At 68.4% G+C, this 18,824-nt stretch carries 16 protein-coding genes and 1 pseudogene; 7 read left to right on the forward strand and 10 right to left on the reverse strand.

What is annotated here, in order from left to right; translation table 11 throughout:
- Nucleotides 1-13: 13 nt before the first annotated feature.
- Both HMPREF3014_RS20025 and HMPREF3014_RS20030 read left to right on the forward strand, forming a co-directional pair.
- Nucleotides 14-1,489: a MocR-like pyridoxine biosynthesis transcription factor PdxR gene (locus tag HMPREF3014_RS20025; protein WP_003121353.1), complete on the forward strand. Its 1,476-nt coding sequence runs from the start codon at nucleotides 14-16 to the stop codon at nucleotides 1,487-1,489.
- A gap of 36 nt (nucleotides 1,490-1,525) precedes the next feature.
- Nucleotides 1,526-2,740 carry a YeeE/YedE family protein gene (locus tag HMPREF3014_RS20030; protein ID WP_023087930.1) on the forward strand — a complete coding sequence of 405 codons (1,215 nt, stop codon included), beginning with the start codon at nucleotides 1,526-1,528 and terminating at the stop codon, nucleotides 2,738-2,740.
- A gap of 363 nt (nucleotides 2,741-3,103) precedes the next feature.
- Here the strand turns inward: HMPREF3014_RS20030 and aspA are convergent, their stop codons facing one another.
- Complete coding sequence (gene aspA / locus HMPREF3014_RS20035) at nucleotides 3,104-4,528, reverse strand: aspartate ammonia-lyase (RefSeq protein ID WP_003096822.1); 1,425 nt, start codon at nucleotides 4,526-4,528, stop codon at nucleotides 3,104-3,106.
- A gap of 175 nt (nucleotides 4,529-4,703) precedes the next feature.
- Between aspA and HMPREF3014_RS20040 the strand changes: the two genes are divergently transcribed.
- Nucleotides 4,704-5,612: a LysR substrate-binding domain-containing protein gene (locus HMPREF3014_RS20040; RefSeq protein WP_003096819.1), complete on the forward strand. Its 909-nt coding sequence runs from the start codon at nucleotides 4,704-4,706 to the stop codon at nucleotides 5,610-5,612.
- Between the two features lie 36 nt (nucleotides 5,613-5,648).
- Here HMPREF3014_RS20040 and adhP read toward each other — a convergent pair whose 3' ends face one another.
- Nucleotides 5,649-6,677, reverse strand: a complete 1,029-nt coding sequence (adhP, locus tag HMPREF3014_RS20045) for an alcohol dehydrogenase AdhP (protein WP_003111449.1) — start codon at nucleotides 6,675-6,677, stop codon at nucleotides 5,649-5,651.
- Nucleotides 6,678-7,024: 347 nt separating this feature from the next.
- Between adhP and purE the strand changes: the two genes are divergently transcribed.
- The 4 genes from purE to HMPREF3014_RS20065 all read left to right on the forward strand — a co-directional run bounded on the left by purE (nucleotide 7,025) and on the right by HMPREF3014_RS20065 (nucleotide 9,599).
- The gene (gene purE, locus HMPREF3014_RS20050; RefSeq protein ID WP_003106314.1) at nucleotides 7,025-7,516 is read left to right on the forward strand and encodes a 5-(carboxyamino)imidazole ribonucleotide mutase; all 492 of its coding nucleotides are present in this window, start codon (nucleotides 7,025-7,027) and stop codon (nucleotides 7,514-7,516) included.
- Nucleotides 7,517-7,546: 30 nt separating this feature from the next.
- Nucleotides 7,547-8,629 carry a 5-(carboxyamino)imidazole ribonucleotide synthase gene (locus tag HMPREF3014_RS20055; protein WP_023082146.1) on the forward strand — a complete coding sequence of 361 codons (1,083 nt, stop codon included), beginning with the start codon at nucleotides 7,547-7,549 and terminating at the stop codon, nucleotides 8,627-8,629.
- Nucleotides 8,630-8,743: 114 nt separating this feature from the next.
- Complete coding sequence (locus HMPREF3014_RS20060) at nucleotides 8,744-8,989, forward strand: GlsB/YeaQ/YmgE family stress response membrane protein (RefSeq protein ID WP_003096795.1); 246 nt, start codon at nucleotides 8,744-8,746, stop codon at nucleotides 8,987-8,989.
- Nucleotides 8,990-9,050: 61 nt separating this feature from the next.
- On the forward strand, nucleotides 9,051-9,599 hold the full coding sequence (locus HMPREF3014_RS20065; protein WP_003136384.1) for a DUF3299 domain-containing protein: 549 nt from the start codon (nucleotides 9,051-9,053) through the stop codon (nucleotides 9,597-9,599).
- Nucleotides 9,600-9,664: 65 nt separating this feature from the next.
- Here HMPREF3014_RS20065 and HMPREF3014_RS20070 read toward each other — a convergent pair whose 3' ends face one another.
- The 8 genes and pseudogenes from HMPREF3014_RS20070 to glyA form a co-directional block, all read right to left on the reverse strand.
- On the reverse strand, nucleotides 9,665-10,621 hold the full coding sequence (locus tag HMPREF3014_RS20070; RefSeq protein WP_003122353.1) for a D-hexose-6-phosphate mutarotase: 957 nt from the start codon (nucleotides 10,619-10,621) through the stop codon (nucleotides 9,665-9,667).
- 83 nt (nucleotides 10,622-10,704) lie between these two features.
- Complete coding sequence (gene fdhA, locus HMPREF3014_RS20075) at nucleotides 10,705-11,904, reverse strand: formaldehyde dehydrogenase, glutathione-independent (protein ID WP_003096788.1); 1,200 nt, start codon at nucleotides 11,902-11,904, stop codon at nucleotides 10,705-10,707.
- A gap of 206 nt (nucleotides 11,905-12,110) precedes the next feature.
- Entirely contained in the window at nucleotides 12,111-12,968 is an 858-nt protein-coding gene (locus HMPREF3014_RS20080; protein ID WP_003096786.1) for a formyltetrahydrofolate deformylase, read from the reverse strand.
- A gap of 49 nt (nucleotides 12,969-13,017) precedes the next feature.
- A complete protein-coding gene (locus HMPREF3014_RS20085; protein ID WP_012614698.1) occupies nucleotides 13,018-13,653 on the reverse strand; it encodes a sarcosine oxidase subunit gamma in 636 nt (211 codons plus the stop codon).
- Nucleotides 13,654-13,746: 93 nt separating this feature from the next.
- Nucleotides 13,747-16,764: a sarcosine oxidase subunit alpha gene (locus HMPREF3014_RS20090; protein ID WP_003162069.1), complete on the reverse strand. Its 3,018-nt coding sequence runs from the start codon at nucleotides 16,762-16,764 to the stop codon at nucleotides 13,747-13,749.
- The gene (locus HMPREF3014_RS20095; protein ID WP_003096781.1) at nucleotides 16,761-17,081 is read right to left on the reverse strand and encodes a sarcosine oxidase subunit delta; all 321 of its coding nucleotides are present in this window, start codon (nucleotides 17,079-17,081) and stop codon (nucleotides 16,761-16,763) included. Before HMPREF3014_RS20095 ends, HMPREF3014_RS20090 begins: the two co-directional genes overlap by 4 nt.
- Before the next feature lie 93 nt (nucleotides 17,082-17,174).
- A complete protein-coding gene (locus HMPREF3014_RS20100) occupies nucleotides 17,175-18,425 on the reverse strand; it encodes a sarcosine oxidase subunit beta (protein ID WP_003096779.1) in 1,251 nt (416 codons plus the stop codon).
- Between the two features lie 85 nt (nucleotides 18,426-18,510).
- Nucleotides 18,511-18,824, reverse strand: a pseudogene (gene glyA / locus HMPREF3014_RS20105) (serine hydroxymethyltransferase); the annotation flags it as partial.

The raw sequence follows: 18,824 nt of genomic DNA on the forward strand, positions 1-18,824 counted from the left end.
CTCCGAGACCGCCATGGCCACCGTACTGCCCTTCGACGCCGCCGGCATCCACCTCGACCCCGCCCAGGGCCTGGCCCGCCAGCTCTACGCCGCGCTGCGCGAACGGATCCTCGACGGCCGCCTCGGCAGCCGCACGCGGATGCCCGCCAGCCGCGAGCTGGCCCAGGCCCTGAAGGTCTCGCGCAACACCGTGGTGCGGGCCTATGAACAGTTGCACGCCGAGGGCTATATCGACGGGCGCACAGGCGACGGCACCTACGTTGCCGAGTTGCAGGAAATCCCAGGCAGGGCCCCCGCCGTCGCCCCGAGCGCTCCCGCGCCGCGCGGCCCGGCGGCCCTGGCGCCGCCACCGGAAGGCGCGCCGCGAGCGTTCCGCGTCGGCGTGCCGGCCTTCGACCTGTTCCCCTTCGACACCTGGGCGCGGCTACAGGCGCGCTTCTGGCGCAACCCACCGGCGGACTGCCTGGGCTACGGCGACCCGGCCGGCGAGGCGCGCCTGCGCGAGCTGATCGCCGCCTACCTGCGCAGCGCGCGCGGCCTGCGCTGCGAGGCGGAACAGGTGATCGTCACCCATGGCGCGCAGCAGGCCATCCGCCTGTGCGCCCAGGTGTTGCTCGAGAACGGCGATCCGGTGGCTGTGGAAAACCCTGGCTACCGCGCGGCGCGCCTGGCCTTCGCCGCGACCGGCGCGGTACCGCACGGGATCGACCTCGACGCCGAGGGGCTGCGCAGCGACCGGCTCGCGGGCATTGCCGGCTGCCGCCTGGCCTATGTCACGCCGTCACACCAGTACCCCACCGGCGTCACCCTGTCGCTGGCGCGGCGCCTGGAGCTGCTGGAGTGGGCCGAGCGCGCCGACGGTTGGATCGTCGAGGACGACTACGACGGCGAGTATCGCTACAGCGGTACGCCGCTGGCGCCGCTGGCCGCGCTGGACCGACAGGGCCGGGTGCTCTACGTCGGGACCTTCTGCAAGATCGCCTTCCCGGCGTTGCGCCTGGGCTACCTGGTGGTCCCGCCGGCGCTGGTCGAGCGCTTCCGCCAGCGGCGGGCCATCGAGGTACGCCATTCGGAGGTGGGCACCCAGCGGGTCATGGCCGACTTCATCGCCGAGGGGCATTTCCAGCGCCACGTCCGCCGCATGCGCCGCGCCGCCCGCGCCCGCCGCGACGCCTTGCTGCGGGGCTGGCCAGAGGCGCCGGGTTGCCAGCCGTTGCCGGCGGTGGAGGCGGGGCTGCACCTGTGCGTGCGGGTCGACAGCCTGGCGCGGGAGCGGGCCCTGATCGCCGCGGCGGCAGCCGCCGGGGTGGAAGTCAGCGCCTTGAGCGACTACTGGATGGACGACTCCAGCGTTGCGCCAGACGACCGCGCGGGCCTGGTGCTGGGCTTCGCGGCAGTACCCGAGGTGCGTATCGACGAGGCGCTGCGGGCGTTGCGCAAGGCCTGGCGGCGGGAGGCCCTGGTTGGACCCGTCGTCGCGACTGACTAGAATGCCCCCGGATCACCCTCGCGCCCAGGAGTAGCCATGAGTGTCGCCCTTTCCGCCGCGCCCGAGCGCAAGCTCGCCGCCCCCCTGATCGCCTTCGCCCTGCTGGTGCTCGGCGGGCTGTTCCTGTTCAACGCGGTCAGCGCGCGCCAGGCCATCCTCTTCATCGTCGGCGGCGCCCTGGGCCTGACCCTCTACCACGCCGCCTTCGGCTTCACCTCCGCCTGGCGGGTATTCATCCGCGAACGGCGCGGCGCCGGGCTGCGCGCGCAGATGGTGATGCTGGCCGTGGCGGTGCTGCTGTTCTTCCCGGCGCTGGCGGCGGGCAGCCTGTTCGGCCAGCCGGTGAGCGGTTTCGTCTCGCCGGTTGGCACTTCGGTGATCGTCGGCGCCTTCATTTTCGGCATCGGCATGCAACTGGGCGGCGGCTGCGCCTCCGGCACCCTGTTCACCGTCGGCGGCGGCAACGCGCGGATGCTGGTGACCCTGCTGTTCTTCATCCTCGGCTCGCTGATCGCCACCCAGCATGTCGGCTGGTGGTTCGCCCTGCCGTCGCTGCCGCCGATCTCGCTGGTCGCCGAACTGGGCCTGGCACCGGCGCTGGTGTTGAGCCTGGCGGTGTTCATCGGCATCGCCGGGGTCACGGTACGCATGGAGAAGGCCCGCCACGGCACCCTGGAAACCCCGCCGAGCGCCGAATGGCGGGGTTGGCGGCGCTTCCTCCGCGGCCCCTGGCCGCTGGTCTGGGGCGCGTTGGCGCTGGCGCTGCTCAACTTCCTCACCCTGTACCTCGCCGGACGCCCCTGGGGCATCACATCGGCCTTCGCCCTGTGGGGCGCGAAGATCGCCCAGGGCGTGGGCCTGGACGTCGGCGCCTGGGCCTTCTGGCAGACGCCGGCGAACGCCAAGGCGCTGGCCGCGCCGCTGTGGGAAGACATCACCAGCGTGATGGACATCGGCATCGTCCTCGGCGCGCTGCTCGCCGCCGGCCTGGCCGGACGCTTCGCGCCGAACCTGGACATCCCGCGCCGTTCGCTGGCGGCGGCGGTGATCGGCGGGCTGCTGCTCGGCTACGGCGCGCGCCTGGCCTATGGCTGCAACATCGGCGCGTATTTCAGCGGGATCGCGTCCGGCAGCCTGCATGGCTGGTTGTGGTTGGTGGCGGCGTTTGCCGGCAACAGCGTCGGGGCACGGGTATTGAGGCCCTATTTCTTCCCGGAGGAGCGGCGGGAGCAAGGGTTGACGGGGTGTTGAGAGGGGATATGTCTTCGTAGGACGTATGACGCGGACGTTATCCACAGGTGAGCGCAGCCACACAACACCTCGGCAACGGGGAAGATCTGCGGGCCGTCTTGAGCGGTGAAAAAAAGAAGGGACACCGCAGGTCGCCGTGTCCCTCAGAGTGTAGAGAGGGAAAGTTGGTATCCCTCTCGACCGGTGAGCGTGGCGCCGCGGCTGGGCCGGGGCGCCGGGTATAAAAGAAGGGATGAAGGGTATCCATCCCTAAAGGTCGAGGGGGTAGTACTCCCCCTCTACCGGTGAGCCTTCTTCGATCGGCTGCGCTGCGGCCCGGCTGCGTCGATAGCCGGACCTGGGCGCGCTCGATCTCGTATCGGATCAGGCGCGCAGTGGAATCAGGCGCGGCGCGATCATGTTTTCCGGCAGCAGGATGTCGGCCAGGGTGGCTTCGTCCAGCAGCTTTTCCTCGCGTACCAGTTCCAGGACGCCGCGGCCGCTCTCCAGGGCGGTCTTGGCGATCCGCGTGGAGTTCTCGTAGCCGATGTACGGGTTCAGCGCGGTGACCAGGCCGATGCTGTGCTCGACCAGTTCGTGGCAGCGCTCGACGTTGGCGGTGATGCCGGTGATGCAGTGCTCGCGGAGCATGTCCATGGCGCGTTGCAGCAGGCGGATCGAGTCGAAGATCTTGTAGGCGATCAGCGGCTCCATCACGTTCAGTTGCAACTGGCCGCCTTCGGCCGCCAGGGTCAGGGCGAGGTCGTTGCCGATCACTTCGAAGGCGACCTGGTTGACCGCTTCCGGGATCACCGGGTTGACCTTGCCCGGCATGATCGAACTGCCCGGCTGGCGCGGCGGCAGGTTGATCTCGTTGATGCCGGTGCGCGGGCCGCTGGAGAGCAGGCGCAGGTCGTTGCAGATCTTCGACAGCTTGACCGCGGTGCGCTTGAGCATGCCGGAGAACAGCACGAAGGCGCCCATGTCGGAGGTGGCTTCGATCAGGTCGGCGGCCGGCTTCAGCGGCTGCCCGCTGATGGCGGCCAGGCGCTCGACGGCGAGCTTCTGGTAGCCGGGGTCGGCGTTGATGCCGGTGCCGATGGCGGTGCCACCGAGGTTCACTTCGGTGAGCAGCTCCGGCGCCAGGCGACGCAGGCGGTCGAGGTCTTCGCCGAGGGTGGTGGCGAAAGCGTGGAATTCCTGGCCGAGGGTCATCGGCACGGCGTCCTGCAACTGGGTGCGGCCCATCTTCAGTACGCCGGCGAATTCGACGCCCTTGGCGGCGAAGGCCTGGATCAGGCTGTCGAGGCTGGCCAGCAGGGTGTCGTGGCCGAGCAGCAGGCCCAGGCGGATGGCGGTCGGGTAGGCGTCGTTGGTCGACTGCGCCATGTTCACATCGTTGTTCGGGTGCAGGTACTTGTACTCACCCTTGGTGTGGCCCATGGCTTCCAGCGCGATGTTCGCGATCACTTCGTTCGCGTTCATGTTGGTGGAGGTGCCGGCGCCGCCCTGGATCATGTCCACCACGAACTGCTCGTGGAAATCGCCGCGGATCAGGCGGGCGCAGGCCTCGCTGATGGCGGCGTGCTTGTCTTCCGGGAGATGGCCGAGCTGACGGTTGGCGTCGGCGGCGGCCTGCTTGACCATGGCCAGGGCAACGACCAGCTTCGGGTAGTGCGACAGCGGCACCCCGGAGAGGCGGAAGTTGTTCACGGCGCGCAGGGTCTGGATGCCGTAGTAGGCGTCAGCGGGCACTTCGAGGGTGCCGAGCAGGTCTTTCTCGATACGGGAAGATGCAACGGGGGACATGACGGGATTTGTCTCAGAGGGACACGGCCAGTGCCGCGATGCCCACTAGACTAAGGATGTGACGATTTCGTGGCCAATGCTGTTAAACGCTGCCTCATGCACAAACGGCATAATGTTGGATGTGACGCTGGTATGATGGCGGACGTGTCATCGCATTACCGGAGCCTTTCCCGTCGTGAACCTCGAACTGAAGTGGCTGGAGGATTTCATCGCCCTGGCCGGCACCCGCAGCTTTTCCCAGGCGGCGGAGAAGCGCTTCGTCACCCAGCCGGCCTTCAGCCGGCGCATCCGCAGCCTGGAGGACGCCCTCGGCCTGACCCTGGTGAATCGCCAGCGCACGCCGGTGGAACTGACCGAGGCCGGGCAGCTGTTCCTGGTCACCGCGCGCAGCGTGGTCGAGCAGCTCGGCCAGGTGGTGCGCCACCTGCACCACCTGGAAGGCGGGCAGGGCGAGGTGCTGCAGTTCGCCGCCGCCCACTCGCTGGCGCTGGGCTTCTTCCCGCAGTGGATCGCGCGGCTGCGCAACGAGGGGCTGAACATCGCCAGCCGGCTGATCGCCACCAACGTCGGCGAGGCGGTGCATTCCCTGCGCGAGGGTAGCTGCGACCTGATGCTGGCGTTCTACGACCCTGACGCCGCGTTGCAGATGGACCCGGAGATCTTCCCCTCGCTGCACCTGGGGCGCACCGAGATGCTGCCGGTCTGCGCGGTGAACGCCGAGGGCCAGCCGCTGTTCGACCTGGAGAACGGCCAGAGCGTGCCGCTGCTCGCCTACAGCGCCAGCGCCTTCCTCGGTCGCGGGGTCAACCTGCTGCTGCGCCAGCGCAACCTGCGCTACACCACGGTCTACGAGACGGCGATGGCCGACAGCCTGAAGAGCATGGCGCTGCAAGGCATGGGCGTGGCCTGGGTGCCACGGCTGAGCGTGGTCAACGAACTGGAGCGCGGCGAACTGGCGATCTGTGGCGGGCCGCAATGGTTCGTGCCGCAGGAAATCCGCCTGTACCGCTGCGCGCTGGTGCGCAAGGCGGCGATCCGCCTGCTCTGGCGCAAGCTGGAAGGCGGGCTGGGCAGCGTCGAGTAGACAGGCAAGGGCGGCGCCGGGACGCCGCCCCGCAGGTCACATCTCGAGGACGATGCGCCCCTCGATCTGCCCGGCGCGCATCTGGTCGAGGATCTGGTTGATGTCGTCCAGCTTGCCCGGATGGATGGTCGCCTTGACCAGGCCTTCGCCGGCAAAGTCGAGGGCTTCCTGCAGGTCCGCGCGGGTGCCGACGATGGAGCCGGCGATGTGCAGGCCCTTGAGCACCACGTCGAAGATCGGCGTCGGGAAGTCACCCGGCGGCAGGCCGACCAGGGCAATGGTGCCGCCGCGGCGGGCCATGCCGATGGCCTGGCCGAAGGCGCTGTTGGATACCGCTGTGACCAGCACCCCGTGGGCGCCGCCGATGTCGCGCTGGATCGCCTCCACCGGGTCTTCCTGCCGGGCGTTGACCGTCAGGCTGGCACCGAGCTTGCGCGCCAGTTCCAGCTTGGCGTCGTCGATGTCGATGGCGGCGACGTGCAGGCCCATGGCCCTGGCGTACTGCACGGCGACGTGGCCGAGGCCGCCGATGCCGGAGATCGCCACCCACTGGCCGGGGCGCGCGTTGGTCTGCTTGAGCCCCTTGTAGACGGTGACGCCGGCGCAGAGGATCGGCGCGATTTCAGCGAATTCGACGTTTTTCGGCAGAATTCCGACGTAGTTCGGGTCGGCCAATACGTATTCGGCATAGCCGCCGTTCACCGAGTAGCCGGTGTTCTGCTGGCTTTCGCAGAGGGTCTCCCAGCCGGTCAGGCAGTGCTCGCAGCAGCCGCAGGCGGTGTACAGCCAGGGGATGCCGACCCGGTCGCCTTCCTTCACCCGGGTCACTCCGCTGCCCACCGCGGCGACGTAGCCGACGCCTTCGTGACCGGGAATGAACGGCAACGGCGGCTTCACCGGCCAGTCGCCCTCGGCGGCGTGCAGGTCGGTGTGGCAGACGCCGGAGGCTTCGATCTTCACCAGTACCTGCCCGGGGCCGGGCAGCGGAACCTTGACTTCCTCGATCCGCAGCGGCGCGCCGTAGGCGTGCACGACCGCGGCTTTCATGGTCTGTGGCAGGGTCATGGTCATCTCCTTGGACGGGGCTGAGCGCCTGTCGCGGTGCCTTTGACGGGCACCGCGACAGGCTGCGGAACCGGCGCGGCCGCCGCTCCCTCGGAGCGCGCCGCGACAACCAGTCTGGCCGCTCGTGGCAGGCGCGCATTGAGTTGCGGCAAGTTTCCCGCCATGGCGCGAAAAAACGGGACGGACGGTAGCCCCCGGCGCGCGCCCGGCCTGCCTTTGCGGTATACTGCGCCGCCTTCGAACCGGCACTGCCCGCCGGCTCGGCCCAGTACAAGCCACGCCCCTCGACGAAGCGTGGCTTGTTGGTTTCTGACGCGCCGGACGGCGCATTTGAGAGAGGCACGACGATGAGCGCACTGGTTGGCGTGATCATGGGTTCCAAATCGGACTGGAGCACCCTCAGTCACACCGCGGACATGCTGGACAAGCTGGGCATCCCCTACGAAGTGAAGGTGGTTTCCGCCCACCGCACCCCGGACCTGCTCTTCCAGTACGCCGAGGAAGCCGAAGGCCGCGGCCTCGAAGTGATCATCGCCGGCGCTGGCGGCGCCGCCCACCTGCCGGGCATGTGCGCGGCCAAGACCCACCTGCCGGTACTCGGCGTGCCGGTACAGTCGTCGATGCTGTCGGGTGTCGACTCGCTGCTCTCCATCGTGCAGATGCCCGCCGGCGTACCGGTCGCCACCCTGGCCATCGGCAAGGCCGGCGCGGTCAACGCGGCGCTGCTCTCGGCGAGCATCCTCGGCGCCAAGCACCCGCAGTACCACGAGGCGCTGAAGCAGTTCCGCGCCAACCAGACCGAAACCGTGCTGGACAATCCCGACCCGCGCGATGCGTGAGACAGGCTCTGAGAAGGTAAGGCTCGAACCATGAAAATCGGTGTCATCGGTGGCGGCCAGCTGGGCCGCATGCTGGCCCTGGCGGGAACCCCGCTGGGCATGAACTTCGCTTTCCTCGACCCGGCGCCGGACGCCTGCGCGGCCTCCCTGGGCGAGCACATCCGCGCCGACTACGGCGACCAGGAGCACCTGCGGCAACTGGCCGACGAGGTCGACCTGGTGACCTTCGAGTTCGAGAGCGTGCCGGCGGAAACCGTGGCCTTCCTCTCCCAGTTCGTGCCGGTCTACCCGAACGCCGAGTCGCTGCGCATCGCCCGCGACCGCTGGTTCGAGAAGTCGATGTTCAAGGACCTCGGCATTCCCACTCCGGACTTCGCCGACGTCCAGTCCCAGGCCGACCTCGATGCCGCCGCAGCCGCCATCGGCCTGCCGGCGGTGCTCAAGACCCGCACCCTGGGCTACGACGGCAAGGGCCAGAAGGTCCTGCGCCAGCCGGCCGACGTGCAGGGCGCGTTCGCCGAACTGGGCAGCGTGCCGTGCATCCTCGAGGGCTTCGTGCCGTTCACCGGGGAAGTCTCGCTGGTGGCGGTGCGCGCTCGCGATGGGGAGACGCGTTTCTACCCGCTGGTGCACAACACCCACGACAGCGGCATCCTCAAGCTCTCCGTGGCCAGCAGCGCGCATCCGTTGCAGGCGCTGGCCGAGGACTACGTCGGCCGCGTGCTGGCACGGCTCGACTACGTCGGCGTGCTGGCCTTCGAGTTCTTCGAGGTGGACGGCGGCCTGAAGGCCAACGAGATCGCCCCGCGCGTGCACAACTCCGGGCACTGGACCATCGAAGGCGCCGAGTGCAGCCAGTTCGAGAACCACTTGCGCGCCGTCGCCGGCCTGCCGCTGGGCTCGACCGCCAAGGTCGGCGAGAGCGCGATGCTCAATTTCATCGGCGCGGTCCCCCCGGTGGCTCAGGTGGTCGCCGTCGCCGACTGCCACCTGCATCACTACGGCAAGGCCTTCAAGAACGGCCGCAAGGTCGGCCACGCCACCCTGCGTTGTGTCGACCGGGCGACGCTGCAGGCGCGCATCGCCGAGGTCGAGGCGCTGATCGAGGCGTGAGCGATTGCCGCCCGCCCATCCTTGGGTTGGCGGGCGGCACTGAACCCAAGGCTTTTCTACACTGTCCCATGGCAGGCGCAATACATGCGCATACACCCGTAAGGAGGGACTGTCATGGGATTAATCGGAACCATCATCGTCGGACTGATCGTTGGTCTCGTTGCACGCTTTCTGAAGCCAGGTGACGACAGCATGGGCTGGATCATGACCATCCTGCTCGGCATCGGCGGTTCGCTGCTGGCCACCTACGGCGGCCAGGCGATCGGCTTCTACCAGGCTGGCCAGGCGGCCGGTTTCATCGGCGCGGTGGTCGGCGCCGTCGTACTGCTGGTCATTTACGGCCTGATCAAGAAGAATTGATGGCTCTGGCCGGCCCCCGCGGGGGCCGGCGTTTCCTCACTTCGCCGGTATTCCCGCCATCATGCGCCGCTTCCCGTTCGCCCGCCTGTTGCTGCTCGCCCTGTTGTCCTCACCCCTGGCCCACGCCGAACTGCCCGAGACCGACTGGCTGGAACTGATGCCGCCGGCCGACCGCAAGGCGCTGGAAGAAATGCCCGACATCGTTCACGACACCCCGGAGGCCGCCGGCACCTTCACCAGCAAGGGGGGCCTGAAGCAGTCGGACCGGAAGATGCCGGCGGTGATGTATTCGGCCAAGACCGTCGCCAGCCTGGATGGCAAGGCGATCCGCCTCGGCGGCTACCCGGTGCCGCTGGAGAACGACGCCAAGGGCCGCGTCACCGAATTCTTCCTGGTGCCCTATCCGGGCGCCTGCATCCACGTGCCGCCGCCGCCGCCGAACCAGATCGTCCTGGTGCGTTATCCACAGGGGCTGAAGCTGACCGATATCTACACCCCGCTGTGGGTCAGCGGCACGCTGAAGATCGAGCAGGTGAGCAATGACCTGGCCGATGCCGCCTACGCCATCGACAAGGCGCGGGTGAAGGTGGTGGAGGAAGCGGACCTGTAGGGCCGGCACCTGCGCAACGGTCCATGGCGGACGATGCGAGCCGCGCCGTCCGCTCGCCGACCCGCTCAGGGTCGTTTCAGCGGCTCGCTCCAGATCTGCACGCCAAAGCTTTCGCTGCGCCCGGGGGCGACCACCATGAGGTCGTCCCAGACCCGCCCGGTCTCGATGCAGAGCATCTGCTGCCAGGCGTCGTCGGCGAACTGTGAGAGACGCCGGGACTTGTCCACCCAGGGGTTCCAGACCACCGCCGAGCGCGAGTCGAGGGCGTGCAGGTGGATGCTGCGTTCCCAGCGCGGGTCCTTGATCAGCAGGTCGCGTTCGAGACCGAGGTAGATGCGATCCAGTTCGCCCTTGACCCGTACCGCGCCGTGCTGAGTGCGTTCTTCCCAGTTCTCCAGGGTCTCGATGTAGCGCGCGCCTTCCAGGCCCTCGATGGCGATCTCGCGGCTGTCGCTGACCGCGAAGTAGGTGTGCAGTGCCTGGCTGAGCACCAGCGGCTTGCTGCCGAGGTTCTCGCTGGTGAGTCGCAGGGTCAGGCGCTCGCCGAAGCGGAACAGCATGCGCAGCGCCGCCGGGTGCGGCCAGCCGGGGAGGCCATCGGGGGCGTCGAGGCGGAAGCTGACGCAGAGGTCGCCGTCCTCCTCGGCGATGTCGTCGATTTCCCAGTCGACTGCCCGGACCAGCCCGTGGGCGGGCGCCTTCAGGCCATCTTCCACCTGGCCGCGGACTTCCTGCGGGTTGCGCTCCAGCGGACCGAACCACGGCCAGCACACCGGCACCCCGCCGCGTACCGACTGCCCGCGCCGGTAGCCGGCCTCGTCGCTGAGCCAGACCAGCGGCGGCTGTTCGTGGGGCTGGTAGCTGAGCAGTTGCGCGCCCTGCTGGGCGATCAGCGCCTCGCCATGGGCGGTGTGGATGCGCCAGCAGGCCAGGTCGTCGACCTGTACCTGTTCGACGCGGTTGATCGGGCTATCGGTGTTCATGGCGGTCTCCGGGAGGCGAATGGATGGCAGCAGTATCACCGATCCATTTTATCGCCGGCAGTTCCCCCGGATAGCGCCAACGACGACGCGGCCCGTGGGCCGCGTCGGTTGTTGCCGGAGGTTCAGGCCGCGCGGAACAGGTTGTGTGGGTCGATGACGAATTTCTTCGGCACCCCGGCGTCGAACTCGCCATAGCCTTTCGGCGCATCGTCGAGGGTGATGACTTCCACCCCGACGATGTCGGCGATCTTGATCCGGTCCCACATGATCGCCTGCATCAGCTGGCGGTTGTACTTCATCACCGGGGTCTGGCCGGTATGGAAGCTGTGCGACTTGGCCCAGCCCAGGCCGAAGCGGATGCTCAGGGCGCCGTGCTTGGCGGCCGCGTCCACCGCGCCCGGGTCTTCGGTGACGTACAGGCCGGGAATGCCGATCTTGCCGGCGACCCGGGTGATGCCCATCAGCGAGTTGAGCACGGTGGCCGGGGCTTCCTGCTGCGAGCCCGAATGGCCGTGGCCGCGCGCCTCGAAACCGACCGCATCGACCGCGCAGTCGACCTCCGGCTCGCCCAGCAGAGCGGCGATCTGTTCGTGCAGCGGGGTGTCCTTGGACAGGTCGGCGATCTCGAAGCCCTGTTTCTTGGCGTGGGCCAGGCGGGTCGGGTTGACGTCGCCGACGATCACCACCGCCGCGCCGAGCAGGCGTGCCGAGGCCGCCGCGGCCAGGCCGACCGGACCGGCGCCGGCGATGTAGACCGTGCTGCCCGGGCCGACGCCGGCGGTGACCGCGCCGTGGTAGCCGGTGGGGAGGATGTCCGAAAGGCAGGTCAGGTCGCGGATCTTCTCCATCGCCGCTTCGCGGTTGGGCAGTTTCAGCAGGTTGAAGTCGGCGTAGGGCACCAGCACGTATTCGGCCTGGCCGCCGACCCAGCCACCCATGTCGACGTAGCCGTAGGCGCCGCCGGCACGCGCCGGATTGACCGTCAGGCAGACGCCGGTGTGCTGTTCCTTGCAGGTACGGCAGTGGCCGCAGGCGACGTTGAACGGTACCGAGACCAGGTCGCCGATCTTCATGGTTTCCACGCCACGCCCGATCTCCACCACCTCGCCGGTGATCTCGTGGCCAAGCACCAGGCCTTCCGGCGCGGTGGTGCGGCCGCGCACCATGTGCTGGTCGGAGCCGCAGATGTTGGTGGAGACCACCCGCAGGATCACCCCGTGGTCGATCTGCCGGCCCTGCGGGTCCTGCATCTTCGGATAGGGAATGTTCTGCACCTCGACCTTGCCCGGGCCGAGATAGACCACACCACGATTGCCAGACATACGCGTTTCCTCTTTGTCGTTGTGGGTACAAATGCGCGGCGTCCACGGCCGCGCGGCTTTGCACTGGAAAGTCGTCTGTTGCGCGACAGGGCCGGAGACTGCTGGCAGCCGGCGGGCTGTCGGTGTTGCTCGGGTCGCGAGGCCGTGGGAAGCGCCCCTCTCCCTGGCCCTCTTCCTTCAGCGAGGGTTGGGAAGAGAGGGCGCGCTTACAGCACCACGGTCCGATTGGCGTTGAGGAATACCCTCCGCTCGATGTGGTAGCCCACCGCCCGCGCCAGGGTCAGGCACTCGATGTCGCGGCCCTTGGCGATCAGGTCCTCGGGGTAGTGGGCGTGGTCGACCGTCTCGACGCCCTGGGCGATGATCGGCCCTTCGTCGAGGTCGTTGTTGATGTAGTGGGCGGTGGCGCCGACCAGCTTCACGCCCTTCTGGTAGGCCTGGTGGTACGGCTTGGCGCCCTTGAAGCCGGGCAGCAGGGAGTGATGGATGTTGATCGCCCAGCCGTCCAGGCGCCGGCACAGTTCCGGCGACAGCACCTGCATGTAGCGAGCGAGGATCACCAGCTCGGCGCCGCTCTCTTCGAGCACCTGCCAGACCCTGGCTTCCTGGGCCGGCTTGTCGTTCGGGTCGAGCGGGAAGTGGTGGTAGGGAATGCCGTGCCAGCGCGCCAGCGGCTCCAGGTCCGGGTGATTGGAAATCACCGCCACCACGTCCATCGGCAACTGGCCGATGCGCTGGCGGTAGAGCAGGTCGTTCAGGCAGTGGTCGGCCTTGGAAACCATGATCGCCACCTGGCTGCGGTAGCCCGGCGCGGTCAGCTCGGTACGCATGCCGAACGGTGCCACCCGTTCGGCCAGTCCGGCGCGGAAGGAGGCTTCGTCGAAGCCGTCGCCGGCGCGGAACTCCACGCGGATGAAGAAGCGTTGCGCCAGGCGGTCGTCGAACGAGTGGTGCTCGGTGACGTAGCAGCGCTGCTCGAAGAGGTAGCGCGTCACCACGTCGACGGTGCCCAGCAGGCTGGGACTGTCGGCGGTGAGGATCCAGGTGTCGGGGGTACGGCTCATCGCGAGGCTCCGGGTCCGGTATCCCCTCTCGGGGAGAGGGGAAGGCTGCTCATGCCGCTACCTGCAGGCCGTATTCGGCGCTGGCGTCCTGCAACCAGAGCCAGAAGTAGTCGGCGAAGCTGCGGCGCACGACCAGCTCCCAGGTGTCCTCGCCGGTATGGCGGATCACGCATTGCGACTTGGCGAAGATGCTGCCGACCGCCTTGCCCACCGGGAAGTTGCTCGGATGCACGTCGTAGCTGGTGGATTTCATCAGCAGTTCGCGGACGTTCGCTCCGCTCAGTTCGAGCAGCGTCTGCCCGCCGCTGACGTTGACCACCGCGTAGTGCAGCTCCTCGCCCAGGGCCTGGCGCAGGCGCTGTTCGACGGCGTATTCCTCGCCGCCGGGGACGATCAGCAACCATTCGTCCGGGGCCAGCCATTGCAGCGAGGTCTCGCCGCTGGCGACCAGGGTCAGGGCCACCGGCAGTTCCAGGCCGAGGGCCTGGTGCACGGCGGCGGCGAAGGTCGGGTCGGCGGCATCGCCGCGCAGCACCAGGTGGCCGAGCAGCTTCTTCTCGCGCAGGACGATACCGGCCTTCGCGGCGGTCTTGCCGGCGAGCTTGTGCAGCTCGGCATGGTGCAGCGGCGATTCGGCGTGGACGCCGGGTTCGGGGCGTTGCTGGTAGACGTTTGCCTTGCTCATTCGTTTTCACCTTGGGGCGCCGCGCGCCCTGGTAGCCTGTCTGCCTTCTCCCTTCGGGAAGAGGGCCGGGGAGAGGAGCGCATCCCTCTCCGGTCAATCCACGTTCTGCCGCTCCCCTTTGGGGTCGTAGAACACCGAGGAGCAGATCTCCGCCTCGATGAAGCGGCCGTCCGCCAGCGGCGCGTAGACCTTCTGGCCCATGCGCTTGAGGCCGCCTTTCACCACCGCCAGGGCGAAGCCGTGGCCGAGGCTGGCGCTCATGTAGCTGGAGGTGACGTGGCCGACCATCTTCATCGGGATCGCCTGCTGGGTGTCGAACACCAGTTGCGCGCCTTCGGGCAGTACCTCCTGCGGGTTGCTCGGCCTGAGTCCGACCAGTTGCTTGCGATCCTCGCGCAGGCAGTCGGCGCGGTTCATGCCGCGCCAGCCGATCCAGGAGAACGGCTTGCTGCGGCCCACCGCCCAGCCCATGTTGAGATCGTCCGGGGTGACCGAGGCATCGGTGTCCTGGCCGACGATGATGAAGCCCTTCTCGGCGCGCAGGACGTGCATGGTCTCGGTGCCGTAGGGCGTCAGGCCGTACTTCGCGCCGTGCTCGGCGAGCGCTTCGAGCACGCCCATGGCGTAGTCGGCCTGGACGTTCACCTCGTAGCTCAGCTCGCCGGTGAAGGAGATGCGGAACACCCGCGCCGGCACCCCGGCGACCTTGCCTTCCTTCCAGGTCATGAAGGGGAAGGCATCCTTGTCCAGATCGATGTCGGTGACTTCGGCGAGCAGCTTGCGGCTGTTCGGGCCGGACAGGGTGAGGGTCGCGTAGTGGTCGGTGACCGAGGTGAAGTACACCTTCAGCTCCGGCCATTCGGTCTGGTGGTACAGCTCCAGCCACTCCAGTACGCGGGCGGCGCCGCCGGTGGTGGTGGTCATGACGAAGTGGTTGTCGGCCAGGCAGGCGGTCACGCCGTCGTCGAAGACCATCCCGTCTTCCTTGCACATCAGGCCGTAGCGCGCCTTGCCGACGTCGAGCTTGGTCCAGGCGTTGGTGTAGACCCGGTTGAGGAACTCCCGCGCGTCCGGGCCCTGGATGTCGATCTTGCCCAGGGTCGAGGCGTCGAGCAGGCCGACCGCCTCGCGCACCGCGCGGCATTCGCGGGCCACGGCGGCGTGCATGTCCTCGCCGCGGCGCGGGAAGTACCACGGCCGCTTCCACTGGCCGACGTCTTCGAACTCGGCGCCGTTCTTCACGTGCCAGGCGTGCAGGGCGGTGAAGCGCACCGGTTCGAACAGGTGCCCGCAGTGGCGGCCGGCGACGGCGCCGAAGGTCACCGGGGTGTAGTTCGGACGGAACATGGTGGTGCCGGTGTCGGCGATGCTCTTGCCCTGGGCCCGCGCGGCGATCGCCAGGCCGTTGATGTTGCCCAGCTTGCCCTGGTCGGTGCCGAAGCCCAGCGCGGTGTAGCGCTTGACGTGCTCGATGGACTCGAAGCCCTCGCGGCAGGCCAGTTCGATGGCGGCGGCGGTGACGTCGTTCTGCGGATCGACGAACTGCTTCGGTGCGCGTGCCGTGGGCTTCTCGTGGGGCACCTGGAACAGCGCGACGGACGCTTCCTCGCGGCGCGGCTGGACCTTCGGCAGGCTGCCGGCGGCGGTCTTGTAGCCGGCGTCGAGGGCGGCGCGACTCCCGGCCTGGTAGCCGTCGGCGAGCACCTCGGCGAGCCCGAACACGCCGTTCACGGCGCCGGCGCAGATGCGCTTCTGCAGGCCTTCGCCGGGGACGAAGGCGAGGATTTCCTCGCGCCATTCCGGCTTGCCGCCCAGGTGCGAGGCCAGGTGCACGACCGGGCTGTAGCCGCCGGAGCTGGCGATCAGGTCGCAGTCCAGCCATTCGCCGCCGCTGGCGCGCATGGCCTGCAGGTCGATCCGGGCGACCTTGGCGCCGCTGACCCGCTTGCCGCCGCGAGCCTCGATCACCGAACTGCCGGTGATCACCCGCATACCGCGTTGGCGTGCTTCCTCGACCCACTCGCCGCGCGGATTGGCCCGGGCGTCGGCGATGGCCACCACTTGCAGGCCGGCTTCCTGCCAGTCGAGGGCGACGCGGTAGGCGTAGTCGTTGTTGGTGGCCAGCACCAGTTTCTTGCCCGGTGCCACGCCGTAGCGCCGTACATAGGTGGAAACCGCGCCGGCGAGCATGTTGCCGGGCAGGTCGTTGTTGCCGTAGACCAGCGGCCGCTCATGGGCGCCGGCGGCCAGTACCACGCGCTTGGCGCGCACGCGGTGCACACGCTGGCGGACCTGGCCGAGCGGGGCGACCTCGCCGAGGTGGTCGGTGCGCCGCTCGTGGATGGTGAGGAAGTTGTGGTCGTGGTAGCCGTTGACCGTGGAGCGCGGTAGCAGGATGACTTCCGGCAGGCCTTGCAGCTCGGCCACGGCGTCCGCGACCCACTCGGCGGCGGGCTTGCCGTCGAGGGTCTCGCGGGTGTCCAGCAGGCTGCCGCCGAACTCTTCCTGCTCGTCGGCGAGGATCACCCGCGCGCCGCTGCGGGCGGCGGCGAGGGCGGCGGCCAGGCCGGCCGGGCCGCCGCCGACCACCAGCACGTCGCAGTGGTGGTTCATCCAGTCGTAGCTGTCCGGATCGACCTCGGTCGGCGCGCGGCCCAGGCCGGCGGCCTTGCGGATGTACTTCTCGTAGGTCATCCACATCGACTGCGGGTACATGAAGGTCTTGTAGTAGAAACCAGGCGGCATCAGCTTGCCGCCGACCTTGCCGAAGATTCCCATCAGGTCGTTCTGCACGTTCGGCCAGCCGTTGGTACTGGTGGCCACCAGGCCGCCGTAGAGGGCCTGCTGGGTGGCGCGTACGTTGGGGATCTGGGTGGCTTCGCGGGAGCCGATCTGCAGGATCGCGTTGGGCTCCTCGGCGCCGGCGGCGACGATGCCGCGCGCCCGCGAGTACTTGAAGCTGCGGCCGACGATGTCGACGCCGTTGGCCAGCAGCGCGGCGGCCAGGGTGTCGCCGGCATAGCCCTGGTAGTGCTGGCCGTTGAAGCTGAAGGTCAGCGGGCGGTTGCGGTCGATGCGGCCGCCGCTGGACAGGCGATTGATCTGGCTCATGCCGGTTCCCCTTGTACGGCGGGTTTCTTCTCACCGTCGGCGACGACGCTGGGCTGCTCGCCGATCAGGTAGGTCTCGAGGATCTCGTAGGTCACCGTATGGCGGGTGACGTTGAAGTACTTGCGGCAGCCGGCGGCGTGCACCCACAGCTCGTGATGGAGGCCGCGCGGGTTGTCGCGGAAGAACATGTAGTCGCCCCATTCCTCGTCGCTGCAGGCGTTCGGGTCGAGCGGGCGCGGGATGTGGGCCTGACCCTTGGCGTGGAATTCCTCTTCGGAACGCAGTTCGCCGCAGTGGGGGCAGAAGATATTCAGCATTTTGTAGCCTCCGGAAACTGTTCTTGCCGGTTGACCGGCACCCTCTCCCTGAAGGGCGAGGGGCAGCGGATTTCGCCCTTCGGGCGGCTTTTGTCAGTGCGCCACTGCCGCCGCGCCGTGCTCGTCGATCAGCGCACCGCTGTGGAAGCGTTCGATGGAGAAGGGCGCGGCCAGCGGATGCGGTTCGCCCTTGGCCAGGGTGGCGGCGAAGACGTTTCCGGAGCCGGGAGTGGCCTTGAAGCCGCCGGTGCCCCAGCCGCAGTTGAAGAACAGGTTCTGCACCGGAGTCTTGCCGATGATCGGGCAGGCGTCCGGGGTGGTGTCGACGATGCCGCCCCACTGGCGGTTCATGCGTACCCGCGAGAGCACCGGGAACATCTCGACGATGGCTTGCAGGGTGTGCTCGATCACCGGGTAAGAGCCGCGCTGGCCGTAGCCGTTGTAGCCGTCGATGCCGGCGCCGATGACCAGGTCGCCCTTGTCCGACTGGCTGATGTAGCCATGCACGGCGTTGGACATGATCACGCTGTCGATGATCGGCTTCAGTGGCTCGGAGACCAGCGCCTGCAACGGGTGCGACTCCAGCGGCAGGCGGAAGCCGGCGAGCCTGGCCATGTGCCCGGAGTTGCCGGCGGTGACCACTCCGACACGGCGCGCGCCGATGAAGCCGCGGTTGGTCTCGACGCCGATCACCGCGCCGTCCTGCTTGCGGAAGCCGGTGACTTCGGTCTGCTGGATCAGGTCCACGCCGAGGGCATCGGCGGCGCGGGCGAAGCCCCAGGCCACCGCGTCATGGCGGGCGACGCCGCCGCGACGCTGGATGGTCGCGCCCATGATCGGGTAGCGGGTGTTCTTGCTGCAGTCCAGGTAGGGAATCTCCTCCGCCACCTGCTGCGCGTTCAACAATTCGCCGTCGACGCCGTTGAGGCGGTTGGCGCTGACCCGGCGCTCGCCGTCGCGCATGTCCTGGAGGGTGTGGCAGAGGTTGTAGACCCCGCGCTGGGAGAACATCACGTTGTAGTTGAGGTCCTGGGACAGGCCCTCCCACAGCTTCATCGCGTGTTCGTAGAGCAGCGCGGACTCGTCCCACAGGTAGTTGGAGCGCACGATGGTGGTGTTGCGCGCGGTGTTGCCGCCGCCCAGCCAACCTTTCTCGACTACCGCCACGTTGCTGATGCCGTGTTCCTTGGCCAGGTAGTAGGCGGTGGCCAGGCCGTGCCCGCCGCCGCCGACGATGACCACGTCGTAGACCGGCTTCGGCGTGGGCGTGCGCCACATGCGTTGCCAGTTCTCGTGATGGCTCAGTGAATGCTTTAACAGGCCGAAGCCGGAGTAGCGTTGCATGTGGATGCTCCTGAACTGTTGCTCCCTCTCCCGCGGAGAGGGTTGGGCCGGGGCGCGTCGGGCTCCCCGACCGTCTTCGGGGGGCTCAGCGATAGACCGGGAAGTCCGCGCAGAGACCGGCGACCTGGGTGGCGACCTTGGCCTCCACGTCGGCATCGCCGAGGTGGTCGAGGATGTCGCAGATCCAGCCAGCCAGTTCGCGGCTCTGCGCTTCCTGCAGCCCGCGGGTGGTGATGGCCGGGGTGCCGATGCGGATGCCGGAGGTGACGAACGGGCTCTGCGGATCGTTCGGCACGGCGTTCTTGTTCACCGTGATGCCGACCCGGCCGAGGGCGGCGTCGGCTTCCTTGCCGGTCAGGCCCTGGCGCACCAGGCTGATCAGCATCAGGTGGTTGTCGG

Origin of the sequence: Pseudomonas sp. HMSC065H01, assembly GCF_001815235.1 — a bacterium.
GTDB classification, from domain to species: Bacteria; Pseudomonadota; Gammaproteobacteria; order Pseudomonadales; family Pseudomonadaceae; genus Pseudomonas; species Pseudomonas aeruginosa.

Coding starts and splice junctions, on each gene's coding strand:
- HMPREF3014_RS20025 (WP_003121353.1), top strand. CDS start 14: ATGGCCACCGTACTGCCCTTCGACGCCGCCGGCATCCACCTCGACCCC.
- HMPREF3014_RS20030 (WP_023087930.1), top strand. CDS start 1,526: ATGAGTGTCGCCCTTTCCGCCGCGCCCGAGCGCAAGCTCGCCGCCCCC.
- aspA (WP_003096822.1), bottom strand. CDS start 4,528: ATGTCCCCCGTTGCATCTTCCCGTATCGAGAAAGACCTGCTCGGCACC.
- adhP (WP_003111449.1), bottom strand. CDS start 6,677: ATGACCCTGCCACAGACCATGAAAGCCGCGGTCGTGCACGCCTACGGC.
- purE (WP_003106314.1), top strand. CDS start 7,025: ATGAGCGCACTGGTTGGCGTGATCATGGGTTCCAAATCGGACTGGAGC.
- HMPREF3014_RS20055 (WP_023082146.1), top strand. CDS start 7,547: ATGAAAATCGGTGTCATCGGTGGCGGCCAGCTGGGCCGCATGCTGGCC.
- HMPREF3014_RS20060 (WP_003096795.1), top strand. CDS start 8,744: ATGGGATTAATCGGAACCATCATCGTCGGACTGATCGTTGGTCTCGTT.
- HMPREF3014_RS20065 (WP_003136384.1), top strand. CDS start 9,051: ATGCGCCGCTTCCCGTTCGCCCGCCTGTTGCTGCTCGCCCTGTTGTCC.
- fdhA (WP_003096788.1), bottom strand. CDS start 11,904: ATGTCTGGCAATCGTGGTGTGGTCTATCTCGGCCCGGGCAAGGTCGAG.
- HMPREF3014_RS20080 (WP_003096786.1), bottom strand. CDS start 12,968: ATGAGCCGTACCCCCGACACCTGGATCCTCACCGCCGACAGTCCCAGC.
- HMPREF3014_RS20085 (WP_012614698.1), bottom strand. CDS start 13,653: ATGAGCAAGGCAAACGTCTACCAGCAACGCCCCGAACCCGGCGTCCAC.
- HMPREF3014_RS20090 (WP_003162069.1), bottom strand. CDS start 16,764: ATGAGCCAGATCAATCGCCTGTCCAGCGGCGGCCGCATCGACCGCAAC.
- HMPREF3014_RS20095 (WP_003096781.1), bottom strand. CDS start 17,081: ATGCTGAATATCTTCTGCCCCCACTGCGGCGAACTGCGTTCCGAAGAG.
- HMPREF3014_RS20100 (WP_003096779.1), bottom strand. CDS start 18,425: ATGCAACGCTACTCCGGCTTCGGCCTGTTAAAGCATTCACTGAGCCAT.